The sequence below is a fragment of the Paenibacillus sp. IHBB 10380 genome, assembly GCF_000949425.1.
Classification (GTDB): domain Bacteria; phylum Bacillota; class Bacilli; order Paenibacillales; family Paenibacillaceae; genus Paenibacillus_AQ.
The window spans coordinates 972,034-987,673 of sequence record NZ_CP010976.1 but is presented as its reverse complement, the minus strand read 5'-3'; the positions used below and the strand labels follow the sequence as shown (position 1 = coordinate 987,673).

At 41.2% G+C, this 15,640-nt stretch carries 15 protein-coding genes; 4 read left to right on the top strand and 11 right to left on the bottom strand.

Going from position 1 to position 15,640, the window contains the following annotated elements; all coding sequences use genetic code 11:
- Positions 1–64: 64 nt before the first annotated feature.
- The 5 genes from UB51_RS04340 to UB51_RS04320 all read right to left on the bottom strand — a co-directional run bounded on the left by UB51_RS04340 (position 65) and on the right by UB51_RS04320 (position 5,534).
- A complete protein-coding gene (locus UB51_RS04340; protein ID WP_044876239.1) occupies positions 65–328 on the bottom strand; it encodes a YlbG family protein in 264 nt (87 codons plus the stop codon).
- A gap of 33 nt (positions 329–361) precedes the next feature.
- On the bottom strand, positions 362–796 hold the full coding sequence (locus UB51_RS04335; protein WP_044879885.1) for a YlbF/YmcA family competence regulator: 435 nt from the start codon (positions 794–796) through the stop codon (positions 362–364).
- A gap of 111 nt (positions 797–907) precedes the next feature.
- Complete coding sequence (locus UB51_RS04330; RefSeq protein WP_044876238.1) at positions 908–2,524, bottom strand: helicase-associated domain-containing protein; 1,617 nt, start codon at positions 2,522–2,524, stop codon at positions 908–910.
- On the bottom strand, positions 2,521–4,239 hold the full coding sequence (locus UB51_RS04325; protein WP_044876237.1) for a DNA repair helicase XPB: 1,719 nt from the start codon (positions 4,237–4,239) through the stop codon (positions 2,521–2,523). The genes UB51_RS04330 and UB51_RS04325 overlap by 4 nt, the downstream gene beginning before the upstream one ends.
- A gap of 122 nt (positions 4,240–4,361) precedes the next feature.
- Complete coding sequence (locus tag UB51_RS04320; protein ID WP_044876236.1) at positions 4,362–5,534, bottom strand: amidohydrolase; 1,173 nt, start codon at positions 5,532–5,534, stop codon at positions 4,362–4,364.
- A gap of 246 nt (positions 5,535–5,780) precedes the next feature.
- On the opposite strand from UB51_RS04320, the gene UB51_RS04315 reads away from it, so the two are divergent.
- Positions 5,781–6,122: a YugN family protein gene (locus UB51_RS04315; protein ID WP_044876235.1), complete on the top strand. Its 342-nt coding sequence runs from the start codon at positions 5,781–5,783 to the stop codon at positions 6,120–6,122.
- Between the two features lie 14 nt (positions 6,123–6,136).
- Positions 6,137–7,357 carry a putative lipid II flippase FtsW gene (gene ftsW, locus UB51_RS04310; protein ID WP_044876234.1) on the top strand — a complete coding sequence of 407 codons (1,221 nt, stop codon included), beginning with the start codon at positions 6,137–6,139 and terminating at the stop codon, positions 7,355–7,357.
- A 32-nt stretch (positions 7,358–7,389) separates the two neighbouring features.
- Here ftsW and UB51_RS04305 read toward each other — a convergent pair whose 3' ends face one another.
- Positions 7,390–7,776 (bottom strand): Asp23/Gls24 family envelope stress response protein, encoded by a 387-nt coding sequence (locus UB51_RS04305; RefSeq protein WP_044876233.1) that lies wholly within the window; start codon positions 7,774–7,776, stop codon positions 7,390–7,392.
- A 239-nt stretch (positions 7,777–8,015) separates the two neighbouring features.
- Here UB51_RS04305 and cax point away from each other — a divergent pair, with 239 nt between their 5' ends.
- A complete protein-coding gene (cax, locus tag UB51_RS04300) occupies positions 8,016–9,086 on the top strand; it encodes a calcium/proton exchanger (protein ID WP_044876232.1) in 1,071 nt (356 codons plus the stop codon).
- Between the two features lie 83 nt (positions 9,087–9,169).
- Here cax and UB51_RS04295 read toward each other — a convergent pair whose 3' ends face one another.
- The 5 genes from UB51_RS04295 to UB51_RS04275 all read right to left on the bottom strand — a co-directional run bounded on the left by UB51_RS04295 (position 9,170) and on the right by UB51_RS04275 (position 14,157).
- Positions 9,170–9,463, bottom strand: a complete 294-nt coding sequence (locus UB51_RS04295) for an Fpa/YlaN family protein (RefSeq protein WP_044876231.1) — start codon at positions 9,461–9,463, stop codon at positions 9,170–9,172.
- Positions 9,464–9,595: 132 nt separating this feature from the next.
- A complete protein-coding gene (locus UB51_RS04290; RefSeq protein WP_044876230.1) occupies positions 9,596–9,841 on the bottom strand; it encodes an HPr family phosphocarrier protein in 246 nt (81 codons plus the stop codon).
- A gap of 92 nt (positions 9,842–9,933) precedes the next feature.
- On the bottom strand, positions 9,934–11,049 hold the full coding sequence (locus tag UB51_RS04285; RefSeq protein ID WP_044876229.1) for an aminopeptidase: 1,116 nt from the start codon (positions 11,047–11,049) through the stop codon (positions 9,934–9,936).
- A 113-nt stretch (positions 11,050–11,162) separates the two neighbouring features.
- Complete coding sequence (locus UB51_RS04280) at positions 11,163–11,990, bottom strand: hypothetical protein (RefSeq protein WP_044876228.1); 828 nt, start codon at positions 11,988–11,990, stop codon at positions 11,163–11,165.
- Positions 11,991–12,165: 175 nt separating this feature from the next.
- Positions 12,166–14,157, bottom strand: coding sequence for a sensor domain-containing diguanylate cyclase (locus UB51_RS04275; protein ID WP_044876227.1), 1,992 nt, complete (start codon positions 14,155–14,157; stop codon positions 12,166–12,168).
- 505 nt (positions 14,158–14,662) lie between these two features.
- On the opposite strand from UB51_RS04275, the gene rpsD reads away from it, so the two are divergent.
- Positions 14,663–15,262 (top strand): 30S ribosomal protein S4, encoded by a 600-nt coding sequence (gene rpsD / locus UB51_RS04270; RefSeq protein ID WP_044876226.1) that lies wholly within the window; start codon positions 14,663–14,665, stop codon positions 15,260–15,262.
- Positions 15,263–15,640: the final 378 nt, after the last annotated feature.

Sequence of the window (15,640 nt, the reverse complement as noted above, 5' to 3'; positions counted from 1 at the left end):
ACCGCATCATTATGAATCATAAAGGGGGTTCTACGCCTTCTTCTCTGCTACTACTTAAGAGAATCTAGAGACCATAATAGCTTGTTTTATCTGGAATATCACTGCTATATTCAGTCTGAATTTCATTGCGATAAGAGCGTTCAATCTTGCGAACATAAGAAAGCCTACGTATATTTTTGGAAATTTCCTCTGCTCTATCAGCATTCACGTACATCACCACATAATGCATTCTTTTGGATATATAATGAACGGTTCCGTATTTCTCCAGATTCCGTGCTGCCTTCAAATCGTTCACCCATATGATGTAACCAGTACGTTCCGCGAACATGTTATTAACCCCCCTCTTTCTCTAACTAACCAATTAACCGCAAGAGCAGCCGCCCCCACTACCGCATCCTTTAGGTGCAGGATCATTACTAGGTACTTTAATCGTATCTGAAACAGAGAAGGCAATCGTCTCTGACATCTGATGCAACAAATCATCCAACTTCTTCTCCGCTAACTTGAAGTTAACCACTTCTTGATAAGACTCGAGCTCAGCTTCAACAAGTTGCACATTCTCTTTAGCAGCATGGAAATCAGGGTGGAAGTGCCCAAAACGCTGCGTTTCGTCGAACAGTTCCTTCTTAGCCTCCAACTTTTTAACTAAAGATTGGATTTCAGGATGAGCTTCAACTTGACTCTTCCAATATAGATAATCTGACACATTGACAGACTGATTAATCATATCGCCTAATTCATAGGCGTACATCAACACTTCTGCCATGTTGACTGTTTGTAACTCTAATACGTCCATGAACTTCATCTCAATTCTAAAAAAGTTCTCCTTTTCTATCAGGAGACCCCTCCATCATATCATATCCGACGTTTCTTATGAAGGACTTTCCATAACGAAACTTACTTTTTTTTACTTAAAAGGAGGGATGAGCAACTTAATTTCTTGAAAGTCATTTGGGTACAATTCAATCACTTGATAATCCTGATCCTGAAGTACCGTTAGTTCACCCCGTACCATCCAAGGACTGTAACATATATTCGTTGGCGTAAATTCAGCCAGCTTCCCATTCATGGTCATCTCCACTTTCGTATGCCATGCTAAAGCTTGTTCAACAATCGTTGTAGTCGTTGAGAAATGGTAACTCCTAAATTCCTTCCTCCACCTCATCGGAATTTGTTCCATGCCTTGAAATAGTGACTCAGGTGTAGGGATATCTTCAACTGTATTAGACAATAAGCGAACAGAATCCATAAATACTCCATTCGCTCCTTCCCCTTCAATGCTATGAAATAACTGCCCATTTCTAGCTTCAAATGACTCATCATGCATTTCTCTAGCCCACTGTTCAAGTACTATAGACACATGCTCTGGCACCTCACCCAAGGAATGCTCCTCTAAGAATTGGATCATTTCCTCTATAACGATCCCCTTGCTCAGCCCTCTTGCAATACTTTGCTTCGTTAACCGATAGACAGACATATGATCATTCTTCATCATCTCGGTAAACAAAAGAACTCTCCAGCGCTGTAAGAAACCTACATTAGGCGGGATCATAATGTCGTAATCCGGCTGTACGTAAAAACTACTATACTCGGAATCCGTTGCGCTGGACGCAGACTCATCCATATACTCACTCTGTCTTTTCCAACGGAAATAGCCTTCTGATATCGCCATGTCCATCCAACCGAAACCAACCAAAGCATGTAGCCATGCTACGGCTTTAGATTGCCATTCCCCTCTTTGCGCTTCTACCAAGAGCCCCTGTCCGATCATCCAATGCATAATCTTGTCCACATCCAACCAAGCTCCTGCCCTAAAAGTTGAACATCTGATGGATTGACAAAAATGTTGCATCTCACGATGTTGGTCATTGTAACGTTCATTCACTATGTGAAATACAATGCTGGTCATTTCTTCCGTGCTTAAGCTCAACCATTGATACAAAGATTTTTCATGTATAATGACTTGCTTCTCCTCCATATCTATCGATACAAGATTCAGCAGAACAAGCAAATCAAGTATAACGGCTATAGGTTGTGGATAGTCCTTTAGCAGAGGCTGTAACACATCCAAGGAAAGATCTCTTAAGTCCTCTAAATCAAGCTGAATGACCGCTGTTAACCCCTGAATACTTTTCTTATACAACGTTCCCTTGGTCGTAAGGAGGGGCTTATACTGAGAAAGAAATACCAATGTACTGAATATATCAAGAACGATGCCTTGTTTTTCTTTCCTAATAAGTTGAATTCCAGTGCCCTCTACTTCATCTAGATTAGGAGTGAAAAAAGCTTCGTGTATGGAAGGAATCTTCTCTGGAGAAATACAATATAGCCGCTCCCCCCAATACTTCTCAGTAGCTACTACATATCCCTTTCTCCTTAAAGATAGAAATGCGAGCATGAGTTCAGCCCCACTTTGCCCCTCTGTTCTTAAAGGAATGACACTTGTCTCCTCGAAGGTCATTCCCGCAAAGTGAATATATATTTGATGTAAAAGCTCTTGATCCAGAACGGATAGGTCCTTCATAGCAAAGATGCGTCCTCCTCCACTTGAAGTTGTTCACCCGCATTACGAACCGGTTCTTCATCAGACGCATTCTGAATGAGATACTCATACCCTTGTTCAATAAGGAACATCTGGCGCCGAAGGGCATAATCCTCCTCTTTGCTATCCCTAGTTACAAGAGTATAGAAGTAGGCCCTTTTTCCATTAGATTTGGGACGTAATATTCTACCCAGCCGCTGCGCCTCTTCTTGACGAGATCCATAGCTTCCTGATACTTCTATAGCAATAGATGCATCGGGTAGATCAACCGCAAAATTAGCCACTTTAGACACAACGAGAATAGGAATATCTCCCTGCCTAAATGCAGCATATAAATCATTTCGTTCCTGTTGACTCATCATGCCAGATATAAGGGGTGCCTGAATAACTGTTGCAATCATCTTGAGCTGATCTATATATTGGCCAATAATAAGAATGGTACAATCGTAATGACGCTTTATTATATTTTTAATCATTGAGAGCTTAGCTGGATTCTCCGCAGCCCATCGAAATTTGTATTTATTCTCTGCACAAAGATACTGTTCCTTTACTTCAGGTGGCATCGCAACTCTTACCTCAATGCAATCTACCTTAGCGATCCATCCACGCTCTTCAAGCTGTCTCCATGGCATGTCATACCGTTTAGGTCCTACTAAGGAGAAGACATCTTGCTCACATCCATCTTCACGTACTAGTGTGGCCGTTAACCCAAGACGTCGTGTAGCCTGAATGTCTGCTGTTGCTCGAAATACAGGGGCAGGCAGAAGATGTACCTCGTCATAAATAATAAGCCCCCAAGAACGCTCATTAAACAGCTTCACATGCTGAAATTCACTTTCTTTAGATCGGCGATGTGTCAGAATCTGATAAGTGGCTACCGTGACGGGCTTCACTTCTTTCTTCTGTCCGGAGTACTCTCCGATTTCAGAAGCTGTTAATGTCGTCTTCTGAAGAACCTCATCGATCCACTGGCGAACGGAGGTTGTATTGGATGTCAAGATAAGGGTCTCACATTGCAGTTTCTCCATTACGGCCATACCAACAACTGTTTTCCCTGCACCGCATGGTAGCGCGACAACTCCACTACCTCCACTACCTGGCATTCCTTCGAATGCCTTAACCGCTTGTTTCTGGTAATCTCTGAGTCCTGGGAAATCCTCTCGCCACGAGAATACTAAAGGTTGACCTTCATGGTATCCAGCCAAGTCTAGAACAGGAAACCCAATCCTCGTCAACTCTTGCTTCAAGCGCCCCCTTCGCTCTTGATGAAGGGTGACTTCCGTCATAGATCGTTGCCGCATTCCAAGAGAGAGAAGATCCTCGTATCCCATAATCTCTTCCAAAATATGCGGTTCCGAGCTCTTGAGAATCAGTTGCTGTGGAACAATCGTATCTACCTCTAGCGTTAATTGCCCATACCTAGATATGAGTTGCTGAATGTCCTCCAACAAATTTACAGGAACATCAAAGCGAGAAATGGACTGCAAACTATCGTTCACCATAGTAGCTGTCCACCCTAGCGCGGCCGCATTCCATAAAGAGAGCGGAGTAATTCGATAGGTATGAAAGGAAGCCGGACTTTTGAGCAATTCTGCATAACAGGAGAGTTTCTCCCTTGCCAACTCGAAGTGGGGATGCCTACATTCGAGCAACACCGTTCGATCCCGCTGTACAATGCAAGCTTTACCGTTATCCATGAATATCCTCCCTCTTAGCTACAATGAGAAAAAGCCCATCTCCGAAGTGTAACCGGAAATGAACTTCACTTTAAATGACGAACTTTAATGTTAATCTGTCCCAAAAGGATATTCCTCATTCACTATTCTTTCTGCGCAGATTGAACCATCGTTAGGAGTAGCTTCACGCCATGCAGCATAGCTTCTTCATCAAAATCAAAAAGGGAATGATGATGAGGATAATCCATTCCTTTATCTGCATTACCTGCACCAACGAACATGAAACACCCCGGTACCTGTTGAACATAATAAGCGAAATCCTCTGCTGGCATCAGCTTAGACATTTGCTGAACATATTCAGCTCCAAAAATGTGTGGAGCCTCTGTGAAAAAGCGTTGTGTTTCAGCTTCGTCATTAACGAGCGGTGGATATCCCATCACATATTCCACACTGGCCTCTGCCCCATACGTTTGAGCAGTGAGCATAGCTATGGATTCGATTTTGTCACGGATAAACCATCTCGTATCCTCATCAAATGACCGTACCGTTCCTGTAATCCGGCATTGCTCCGCAATAATATTCTGTGCAGATCCACCTGCAATCGTCCCCACAGTTACTACAGCCGGCTGTAGAGGGTCAACAGAGCGACTAACAATACTCTGAAGCTGCATCACAAGAGCAGAACCTGCAACCACACTATCAATGGTCACATGTGGAATCCCACCGTGGCCCCCTTTACCCTTAATATCAATAAAAAATTCATCAGCTGCTGCCATCAAGGAACCTCCGTTACTCCCAACCATTCCTAGGGGAAGAGGTGTCCATAAGTGAATTCCGTATATAGCATCTACGCCATCCAATACCCCACCTTCAATCATGCCCCTAGCACCTCCAGGACACACTTCCTCCGCGGGTTGAAAAATAAATACAATCTCGCCTTGAATCTCATGCTGATACCGACTGAAATAGGAAGCAACGCCGAGAAGAATAGACGTATGACCGTCATGTCCACAAGCATGCATCACGCCATCCACCTCAGAGCTGTACTCACATTTCTTCTGATCTTGAATGGGCAATGCGTCCATATCTGCTCGTAGAGCAATTCTTTTTCCCCGTTTCCCTCCCTTAAGCAGTCCTACAACGCCATGACCCCCACCAACATTCGTCTGCACTTCAATACCTAACTCACGTAGCTTAGTCGCAACAAATTCAGCTGTGTTCTGCTCACGGTAAGACAGCTCTGGATGGCGGTGTAAATACCTTCTCCACTCTACCAATTTAGGTTGTAATTCACTTAAAAACATTTCCTTTGTCATACAATTCACTCCTTTTCGAGCATTACCCTACGATCTTGCCGTCCTGCATGACCACAATTAAGAAGGATTCCAAAAATGAGGTGTTTCACCTCTTCTTAGACTTGGGTCAATATGTTCTACTATTGTATCAGAAATGCCTGCTACCGTGTATTCCTTAAGGTCTTCAAAGCTTGCACAAGTCCCTGAAACATAATATCATGAATAAAGAACTGAATAGGTGAATGTAATTAAGGAGATGAATGAATCATGATGATCGAAAATACAGGTTTAAATGGTGTGAAAAGCGATTTAGCTTTGCTAGATGAAACAGCTGAAAAAGCTGGATTTGTTCGTTGGCAGTGGGAATACTACCGCGCAACATACGAGTATAAAATTGAGGATAATAAAACGGAATACTATGTACGTATGAATACCCGAGTTGTCGAAGGCAAGCTTGAGAAACCGGATACCATTCTTGTTATAGAAGCGGTATATATGGGTAAAGCAACTTTCCCACACGGTCTAGAATATGAAACTCCCATTCCTGCCGCGGTTCAAGGTATTGCAAACAAAAAACTGCAACAATTTAAAGAAATGTTAGAAGCTTAAATGGGACTTCAATCATGAGTAAAAACAAGCCTCAATCCAAAAGAGGAACGCCGGATTTCCAGTTGCTTATCCTCACGTTACTACTTGTGGGATTTGGCCTTGTCATGGTATTTAGTTCAAGCTCAAGTCTAACCATTGTCAGTAAAGACGACGCATTATTTTTCCCTAAGCGTCAATTTTTGTGGATTGTCGTAGGGGGCTTCTTCATGTTTATTGCTATGAATATTCATTACAGTAAATATAAAAAATTGTTCATGCCTATCTTTATTGTCACGATAATTATGCTTATATTAGTTCCCTATATTGGCGAAGTTAGGAATGGTGCTCGAAGCTGGTTCGGTATCGGCACACTAGGAGTTCAACCTACAGAGCTTGCCAAAATTGCAACTATTCTATACCTTGCAGCCCTGATCACCAAAAAAGGGGAGCGGATGCGTGATCTTAAAAAGGGCTTTATACCCGTTATGCTTATTGTTGGTGTGGTCGCTGGTCTGATCATGATGCAGCCCGATTTGGGCTCATGTTTAATTCTAGTCCTAACTTGTGGCTTAATTATCTATGCCGGTGGAGCTAGTATGAAACATATTGCAAGTTCCATTGCGCTTCTCATCGTCGGAGCAAGCCTTGTCCTCGGAATAAATGCGGCCATTAAATCTATTGCGCCGGATGACCCCTCGGCTTCCGTACAGAAGAACTATAAGATGGGTCGGATCGAGGCCTTTATAGATCCCTTTCAAGATGAAGAAGGAACGGGATTCCATCTTATTCAATCTCTAACAGCCATCGGAGAAGGTGGTTTAACCGGCGCTGGATTCGGACAGAGCGTACAGAAACTTCATTATCTACCGAACCCTTATAATGACTTTATCTTTGCTGTCATAGGTGAGGAATTCGGCTTTATCGGCACAGCCATCTTTCTATTACTATACTTATACTTTATATGGCGAGGAATTCTCATCTCTCTAAGATGTCCTGATCCATTCGGAACATTAGTTGGCATTGGTATTATGGGACTCATCGCTATCCAAGCATTCATTAATATTGGCGGAGTTACTCAGACTATTCCTTTGACTGGTGTTACCCTGCCATTCATTAGCTATGGCGGTTCCTCTTTACTTGTCATGATGTTCAGCATGGGCATAGTGCTTAGTATTTCACGCGAAAGCAATAAACCTGCTGTCACGCAAGAATATATTAAATCCAAAAAAGACTACCGCGGATTATCCTCCGTGTAGTCTTTTTTTTGAATTCATCGTTCGTATGATATTTATTTATTACGAATAACTAAATCATCAATTTCATCATCTTTGAAGGCGACGCCTTCCACTTTGACGTTGATTTCAACAATATGCAATCCCGTCATACTTTCGATAGCTTCGCGTACATTTTGTTGTAGCATACGACATACTTCATGAATCGGTGTTTCGTAAAGCACAATAATTCGTAAATCGATAGCTGCTTCTAACTGACCAACTTCTACCGTAACTCCTTTTTGTACATTCTTGCCACTAAGACGCTTAGCCCATCCTTCGGATAGCCCTCCGGACATCGCAGCAATACCTGGGGTCTCCAGTGCTGCCATGCCAGCAATTTTCGAGACGACATCATCCGAAATCCGTATAGTTCCATTATCCAGTTGAAGTTGTTCCGTCATGCCCATCCCCCTTCACCTCATTATTCGTTATTGTAAATCCTAAAGGGTCTAAAAGCAAATCTTGCTTGCACAAAATATTAAAAAAAGTTTAATATCTATGAATTGATATGTTATTGGTTTAGATATACCCTCTAATAACCGCATTATACGTGTATTAATCCATGTTTACAACTATAACCATTTTGGGTATATTGAATAAGAATCTTAACCAAACTTATACTTTTAAAGAGGTGTTAACGTTGAAGAAATGGATGAGTCCTTCCTTGTTATTTATCACATTTATTCTGAGCGCATTAGGTCATTTCGCAGGTTGGGACCCAACTGTCCAGTTTGTTTTATCCGCAATATCGATTATTTTTGTTGCAGGATTCCTTGGAAAGGCTACCGAAAGTGTGTCGCATTATGCCGGGCAACGACTTGGTGGTTTCCTCAATGCAACCTTTGGTAATGCAGCCGAATTAATCATCGCCATATTTTTAGTTAAAGAGGGCTTGTACGACATGGTAAAGGCTAGCTTAACCGGTTCCATCATCGGTAATTTGCTCCTCGTTCTAGGTCTGAGCCTTTTTGCTGGAGGGCTAAAGTTCAAAGTACAGAAGTTCAATGTTTCATTAGCTGGAATGAATGGTTCTCTCATGATCCTTGCTGTCATTGCCCTCTTCGTTCCAGCTGTTTTCTTTAATACGCACTCCATCACGGAATCAGGTACCAAAACACTAAGCTTGGTCGTAGCTGGAATCCTCATTGTTGCCTATATCGCTTGGCTTATTTTCTCTATGATTACCCACAAAGCGTATTTGGGGGATGTTACAGAAGATAATCAGGAGGAGACACCACACGAGCATAAACCTCAATGGTCCAAACGTAAGTCTATCCTGTACCTCGTCTTGGCTACGATCATGGTGGCATTCGTCAGTGAGTGGCTTGTAGGTACTCTCGGAATGTTCACCACCCGTTTTGGACTCAGTGAGCTATTTGTAGGGGCCTTCGTAGTAGCTATTATTGGTAATGCTGCGGAACATAGTGCAGCAATCATGTTAGCGATGAAGAACAAGATGGGCGCTGCTGTTGAAATCGCTGTTGGTAGCAGTCTACAAATTTCCTTATTTGTTGCCCCTGTCCTAGTCTTCATTAGTTATTTCACGGGCGATACGATGGATATTATATTCACGATCATTGAACTCGTTGCGATATCCGTGTCCGTATTCATAGCTAAATCTATTATTGATGACGGTTCAACCAACTGGTATGAAGGACTATTACTATTAGTTGTCTATGTAATATTAGGCGTATCCTTCTATCTGGTCTAACACACTCTAAATAAAAACGGGTACCTCTTACGATAGAGGTACCCGTTTTTATTTATATAACTTGCTCTATGTATGCCTGTTACTCACAGGCCACTTTTATTGTTCAAGGCTTCATAAAGAATGGCTAACTTACGTTCTAGCTCACTGACCAACTGTTTCCCTGTATATTCAGGCAAGAGTCCCGCCCGCACTGCAAAATCAACCTCTTTAGAAAATCCATACATTTGGGTGTCTAGTACTTCCTCGTATAGAGGGCAGTAACGTGTTGCTAGATTCTCCATTTGTACTTCAATTAGCTTTTGAATTTTATCTGCATCTTCTTGTAGAAGATTGATTGCTTTGATATTCAATTGTTCCTGTAAATCAAATGAAGTCATGCATCTTCCCCCTATGTCTAAAAGTCACTACTTTGCTACTATCCTTAATATTAGACGAAATCACACACCAATACAAGAACCCTCAATAAAAAAGCACCCTTACTGAGCTCAGTAAGGGTGCTTTTACAACCATTAATCGGCTACAACTACGATTTCCAAACCATGTTTAGAAAACACTTCCTGCATAGCTACTTTGGCTTCAGCTGCATCTGGACCATGAACATGTAGTTCGTAGGCTTTACGACTTACTAGTGTCGTAAACAAGCCCAAAATACTTTTCACATCAATGTACTTGTTATCTGCTTGTAGTACAATCGAAGAACTGAACTTACCTGCTGTTTGAGCAATTTCAACAACTGCTGCGTTGTTACTGGACATATTATCCCTCCGTAACTTTCGGAATCATTTTCACTTATCTTACCTCTATAATGATACATTGAATCCGCTTTCTAACGCAAGTGGTTTCTCATTCATTTTAGATGATCAGGGTTCAATCCTTCAAGCTCTGGAATTACAAATATTCCATCTTTACGAATAAGAACATCATCGAAATATATTTCTCCGCCACCGTAGTCTGGACGTTGAATTAGGACTAGATCCCAATGAATCGATGACGTGTTACCATTGTTGGTTACATCGTAAGCTTGACCTGGTGTAAAGTGTAGGCTACCTGCAATTTTCTCATCAAACAATATATCTTTCATTGGATGAAGAATGTATGGATTGAACCCAATAGCGAACTCCCCAATATATCTTGCTCCCTCATCGGAATCCAGAATATCATTCAGGCGCTTCGTATCATTACTCGTCGCTTCTACGATCTTTCCTTCTTTGAACGTAAACTTGATATTCTCGAAAGAAATACCATTGTACACTGTTTGTGCATTGTAGCTTATTGTCCCATTGACAGAATCACGGACGGGTGCACTATACACCTCACCATCCGGAATGTTCTTTTGACCTGAGCATTTCTCAGCACCGATTCCCTTGATAGAGAAGTTAAGATCTGTCCCTGGACCCACAATACGTACTTTATCCGTTTTTCTCATAAGCTCAGCAAGCGGGTCCTGTGCGATGTCCATTTTGCCATAATCGAGATTACATACATCGAAATAGAAGTCTTCAAAAGCTTCCGTACTCATATTAGCAAGCTGTGCCATACTCGGATTAGGATAACGCAATACCACCCATTTCGTATGGTTGACGCGCTGTTTGCTATGTACCTTATGATTATATATGGAATTGAATAATTTCATTTTATCTTCTGGAACATCAGCCTGATCATTAACGTTCTCTCCAGCACGGATACCAATGTAACAGTTCATCTTTTTCATACGTTCTAAATCAAGTTCAGTCCACGTTTCCATCTGCTCTTGTGTAGCATGCACAAGCATTGTACGTTGTAACGCTTTATCTGTAAGCTGGATGAACGAATGACCTCCACGCTTAGCCACTTCTTCCACTATAGCCTTAATAAGATCGCGCTCGCTACCGATCATCTCAATCAGAACGTTCTCCCCAGGTTGTACGTCAACGGAATATTGTACGAGATTCTGCGCTAATTCTTGAATTCTAGGATCACGCATTGCTATCCCCTCCTTAATGTTTTCTAATTTTTGAACACTGGTTAATTCACATTCTCTATTGTAGCACGATGTAATTTGTAAGTCAGCAGTAGATACCTATAGACATGAGCAATTTAATGTTGAAAAGTGACATCACTAACCATCGTCTCGCGCTGCTCATTTCCTTCTACATCCTTGTATGCAATTTTACTTTCTGAGGTCAGTCTCAGCGGAAGATTTCTTGTTCGATCAATCGTTAAGTGATAGACAGTGCCTACGTCAGCTTGTTCAAACATCGTCTTCATCTGTTCCTTTCCTTCACCCCAAATCTGATCTAGCTCTTTCTGCAGTTTAGAGTCACTTACTTGAGCACTTATAGCCTCATCCCTCAGACGGTTCATTTCATCGCTTAATTGGTCGTCTAGCCACGTTCGAGCATCCTTAGGATCTAATTCAATTCGAAGTACCTTCGTCCCTCTTGCGGCTGCTTCTTCTTCTCTAATCCCCTTCTTCAGCTTATTAATACCTTCCAGCTGACCGAGTGGATTAAGCCTGATCAGCACTTGATTCATACCTATATCTGTATCTGTATTAGACGTCTGAATCCACTGCCCATCCGTCAGTCGCAGACTCGTCATTTGATTCTGGCTCTGAGCAGACCTCTGTTGATCAGTTGCTGCACGCGAACTCTGTATAGGTATAATACTCTGAATTACTAGTTCATCATGATTCTTAACCTTACCCTCATAGGCAAAGTGTTGCTGAAACTTATCTTGTTCATTTCTGCGCAGTGCGGTTTCACCCTTAAATGTAAAAGCGTCACTGCCCGTTAATCCACTCAACGTTAACTGGAACAATTCATCAGGAGATCTACCGTTAGACAAAAGGTTACAGCTGGTGAGTAAACAACATATCACTATCGTAAACATCCAGTTTAATATGCTTTTCAGCTTCATATTCATGATTACAACCTCCTTATCCATCCTCGTAGCCAATTTTCATTCATTTATTGTGCCCATACCTTCCACAAATAAATCTATCGATATATTCATAAAAACCCGAAAGTTCGAAGCCTTTTATCCTTCTCAATGTGTGTTCAAGCTGGTCGAAACAAAATAAGAGTACCCGCAGGCACTCTCATTCACGTCTATCTTCCACTTGTATTTGATTACGACCATTATTTTTAGCCCGATATAGCGCCATATCCGCTCGGTAAAAGAGTGAATCTACACTAACCGTTTCTTCTAGCCAATTCCATTCTGATATCCCGATGGATATCGTTACACTTGGATTGGTTTCTTCTTCTACACGTCTTCGAATCCGCTCAGAAACAATTAGACCCTGTTTAATACTCATTTGTGGAAGATATATAGCTAATTCTTCTCCTCCCCAACGTGCGGGTGTATCACTTTTACGAATAGAAGTTTTAATGATCTCACTAACCTTCTTCAGTATCTTGTCACCTTTTTGATGACCATACTTATCGTTTACCTGTTTAAACTCATCAATATCTACTACAACTAAACAACCGCAGTAATCATTTATCATTTTCTCTCGGATGACCTCATCCAGATAGTGACGAGCATAGAGATCCGTCAACACATCTCGACAAGCCATACGTCTTACCTCAGCATGGAGCAAGGCATTACTAACTGCCAGACCAATGTGGTTAGCCAACGTTTGCAGTAATCTGTAATTATCATATGAAAAGTAATGTGACTTCTCATGCGATAACAGAATAACACCTGTTACTTCTCCTTTAATAGTTAAAGGGCTCGCAATGAGAGATGAAGACCCTGTATCTTCCATAAATTTAGATGACACATTTAAGTTCACTAGATAGTCCGATAGAATAAGGGGCTCCCCATTCGTATATACCAATCCGGAAAATCCATAGTCTTTAGCAAAAATATCCTTTTCAAGAGAAGGTACATTACAAGATTGAACCTCTAAACCATCTATAGTTTCGTTAAACTGAAGAATGCAACAATAATCTGCCTTGAAAATATTTAACATTTCTTCATTTGCAGATTGATAAATATCGTTCAATTGAAGACTCTGATTAAGTAGCTTTGTTAATTGATTAATATGTTTTAATTCTTGTATAAGAAGATTGGACTGCTCGTACAACTTAGCGTTCTCAAAAGCACTTCCAGCGGTATCCACTAAAGTTGTAACCAATTGTAAATCTAACTCAGCAAAAAATTCTTTACTTATCTGTAGAAGAAACACACCATATACGCCTTGTTTACCACCGAATGGAATCCCAATCTCCATCATCTTAGCACCATTACTCAGCGTAGATTCTTGCCTTGTAAGACAACCTTCCATAAATGTCTGAATACGTACATCATCTAATCCTGAACTAAGAATAAGCGGTTTAACTCTTGGATTACTACTCTGATGATCTTGTGACATGAATAGTTGTAATGTTGCTGTAGGGTAAAGAATTTCAATGCTATCTAGCACCTCAGTCAGAACGGTGTCAACATCAATCTGATCGTGTAACCGCTGGACAATTTGAAATAAAATAGATCGACGACTTGCTTCTCGTCCTTCTTTAATCTGTGCGTTCATTACGTCTGACACAAATATGTATTCAAACCGTTTGTAAAAGCAGGCTTGAAAATGGAGCGATGTAGCTATAGCCACACTCACGCCTCCTAGTTCAGCTACCTGTTCAGGAATAATGACTACCATAACGGCGTAAAGCTCCTGCTGACTTTTTGTAAATAAGGGAATCATAGATATCATGTGCTCAGAATGATCATCGCCTAGATTTCCTTGCCAATGTGCACGAATCTCCGTTTTGTCTGTCAGGCATCGAGCAAAGATAGACTGTCCCTCTTGTGACATGTAGCTTTGAATGGAGGCATCACCTTCAATCCATGAGCCATCACAATGAAGTAATCCCCAAACCAATTTTTCCATAATGGGTAACGAGGATACTTGCTCTTGCCAATCTAAATAGCTTTCTTGTAAAAGAGATTTAATATAAGGAAAATCATAGGATGTGATATCCATTTGGTGCATCCACAAATTAAAAGATTCAGAGCCAGACCTAAGTATTGGAACGTAACCCGCGGGCATACTTTCATGCTTTGAAACCTTAAGCTGATGCTCTAACATAAAAAAGCGCTCCTTTACATCTATATTAAACAAGATCAAGTTAAGTAAGACTTATGGCACATCTTTTTCGATAGTAATTATGCAAGTAAAGCTAGCCCACTTGTGAATAAGAAAGCCGTTAAGCTCTAGATACCGCTAAAAGCATCACTTAATTATACTAATCACATTCTACTCTCTCCCAACTAAATTTGCACGCCTATTTCATATATTCACAGTATTTTTTTAGGTACAAAGAACTATCGACATAATATGACTTTTCTCGTTAATTGTTAGGACTTGACTTTTGTATATGATTTAATATAAAATTCATTGTTGAATAACATTGTTCTTGTTAAGAACTTTGGGCGTAACGTTGTGTCACCCTCACGTATATTGTTACTGACAAGACAGCGGCTGAACTTTCATGTCAGTTGTGCTTTGGGCCTATGAGCCGCAGCACATGAAACAACATACGGCACAAATAGGGCCCTACTGAAATTTAACCAATAAAGGAGTCTACTATACAATGGCACGTTACACTGGTCCTAAATTTAAATTAAGTCGTCGTCTTGGAATTTCTCTCAGCGGTACAGGTAAAGATTTGAAACGCCCTTTCCCTCCGGGACAACACGGCGCTAACCAACGCAGAAAAATCAGTAACTACGGTATGCAATTGCTTGAAAAGCAAAAACTTCGTCACATGTACGGTTTGGGTGAAAAGCAATTTAAAACTCTATTCAATAGAGCTCAAAAAATGCAAGGAATCGCTGGTGAGAACTTTATGTTCCTACTAGAAAGCCGTTTGGACAACTTGGTTTACCGTCTTGGCTTTGCAAATTCCCGTGCAGGTGCTCGTCAATTGGTATCTCATGGACATATCACTGTCAACGGTAAGAAAGTAGATATCGCTTCCTACATGCTGAACACTGGTGATGTTATCAGTCTTCGTGAAAGAAGTCGTGGTCTTTCTTCTATTAAAGAAGCTTTGGAGAACCGTTCACACCTTCAAGCTTACCTTGAATTTAACGATACTTCATTCGAAGGTAAATTCATTCGTTTCCCGGAACGTTCTGAATTGTCCCAAGATATCGATGAAAAGCAAATCGTCGAATTCTACAACCGTTAATCCGAATATCAAAAACCTGGAACTTATGTTCCAGGTTTTTTTATGCTTTCTTCATGTTTATTGACTCAACACCAACGTCAGTGCTTGAATAATGTACCGTGTTGATAACTGACCGCTACGCGGATGGATTGTCCTTCCGATCGCTGTTGCCCCCAAATTTTTTTGAATATACCGCTGTTTGCGGTAAAAATTCAGGGGCAAAGGCGAACGCTTCGCTTCTACAAGACAATTCCATCCTCTCCGCTACGATTCAGCATAGAATTCTGTTTTCGGCAAGCACTGATTATGAATTAGAGCCAATAAATAACCTCTAATTGACGCTCCACTTCCTGCTACGCAGGAGATAATTCTTTCCATTTCATAGCCATTCCTCCGATA

Excerpts from the sequence above, each read along its gene's own strand:
- UB51_RS04340 (WP_044876239.1), bottom strand. The coding sequence starts at position 328 with ATGTTCGCGGAACGTACTGGTTACATCATATGGGTGAACGATTTGAAG.
- UB51_RS04335 (WP_044879885.1), bottom strand. The coding sequence starts at position 796 with ATGGACGTATTAGAGTTACAAACAGTCAACATGGCAGAAGTGTTGATG.
- UB51_RS04330 (WP_044876238.1), bottom strand. The coding sequence starts at position 2,524 with ATGAAGGACCTATCCGTTCTGGATCAAGAGCTTTTACATCAAATATAT.
- UB51_RS04325 (WP_044876237.1), bottom strand. The coding sequence starts at position 4,239 with ATGGATAACGGTAAAGCTTGCATTGTACAGCGGGATCGAACGGTGTTG.
- UB51_RS04320 (WP_044876236.1), bottom strand. The coding sequence starts at position 5,534 with ATGACAAAGGAAATGTTTTTAAGTGAATTACAACCTAAATTGGTAGAG.
- UB51_RS04315 (WP_044876235.1), top strand. The coding sequence starts at position 5,781 with ATGATGATCGAAAATACAGGTTTAAATGGTGTGAAAAGCGATTTAGCT.
- ftsW (WP_044876234.1), top strand. The coding sequence starts at position 6,137 with ATGAGTAAAAACAAGCCTCAATCCAAAAGAGGAACGCCGGATTTCCAG.
- UB51_RS04305 (WP_044876233.1), bottom strand. The coding sequence starts at position 7,776 with ATGACGGAACAACTTCAACTGGATAATGGAACTATACGGATTTCGGAT.
- UB51_RS04295 (WP_044876231.1), bottom strand. The coding sequence starts at position 9,463 with ATGACTTCATTTGATTTACAGGAACAATTGAATATCAAAGCAATCAAT.
- UB51_RS04290 (WP_044876230.1), bottom strand. The coding sequence starts at position 9,841 with ATGTCCAGTAACAACGCAGCAGTTGTTGAAATTGCTCAAACAGCAGGT.
- UB51_RS04285 (WP_044876229.1), bottom strand. The coding sequence starts at position 11,049 with ATGCGTGATCCTAGAATTCAAGAATTAGCGCAGAATCTCGTACAATAT.
- UB51_RS04280 (WP_044876228.1), bottom strand. The coding sequence starts at position 11,990 with ATGAATATGAAGCTGAAAAGCATATTAAACTGGATGTTTACGATAGTG.
- UB51_RS04275 (WP_044876227.1), bottom strand. The coding sequence starts at position 14,157 with ATGTTAGAGCATCAGCTTAAGGTTTCAAAGCATGAAAGTATGCCCGCG.
- rpsD (WP_044876226.1), top strand. The coding sequence starts at position 14,663 with ATGGCACGTTACACTGGTCCTAAATTTAAATTAAGTCGTCGTCTTGGA.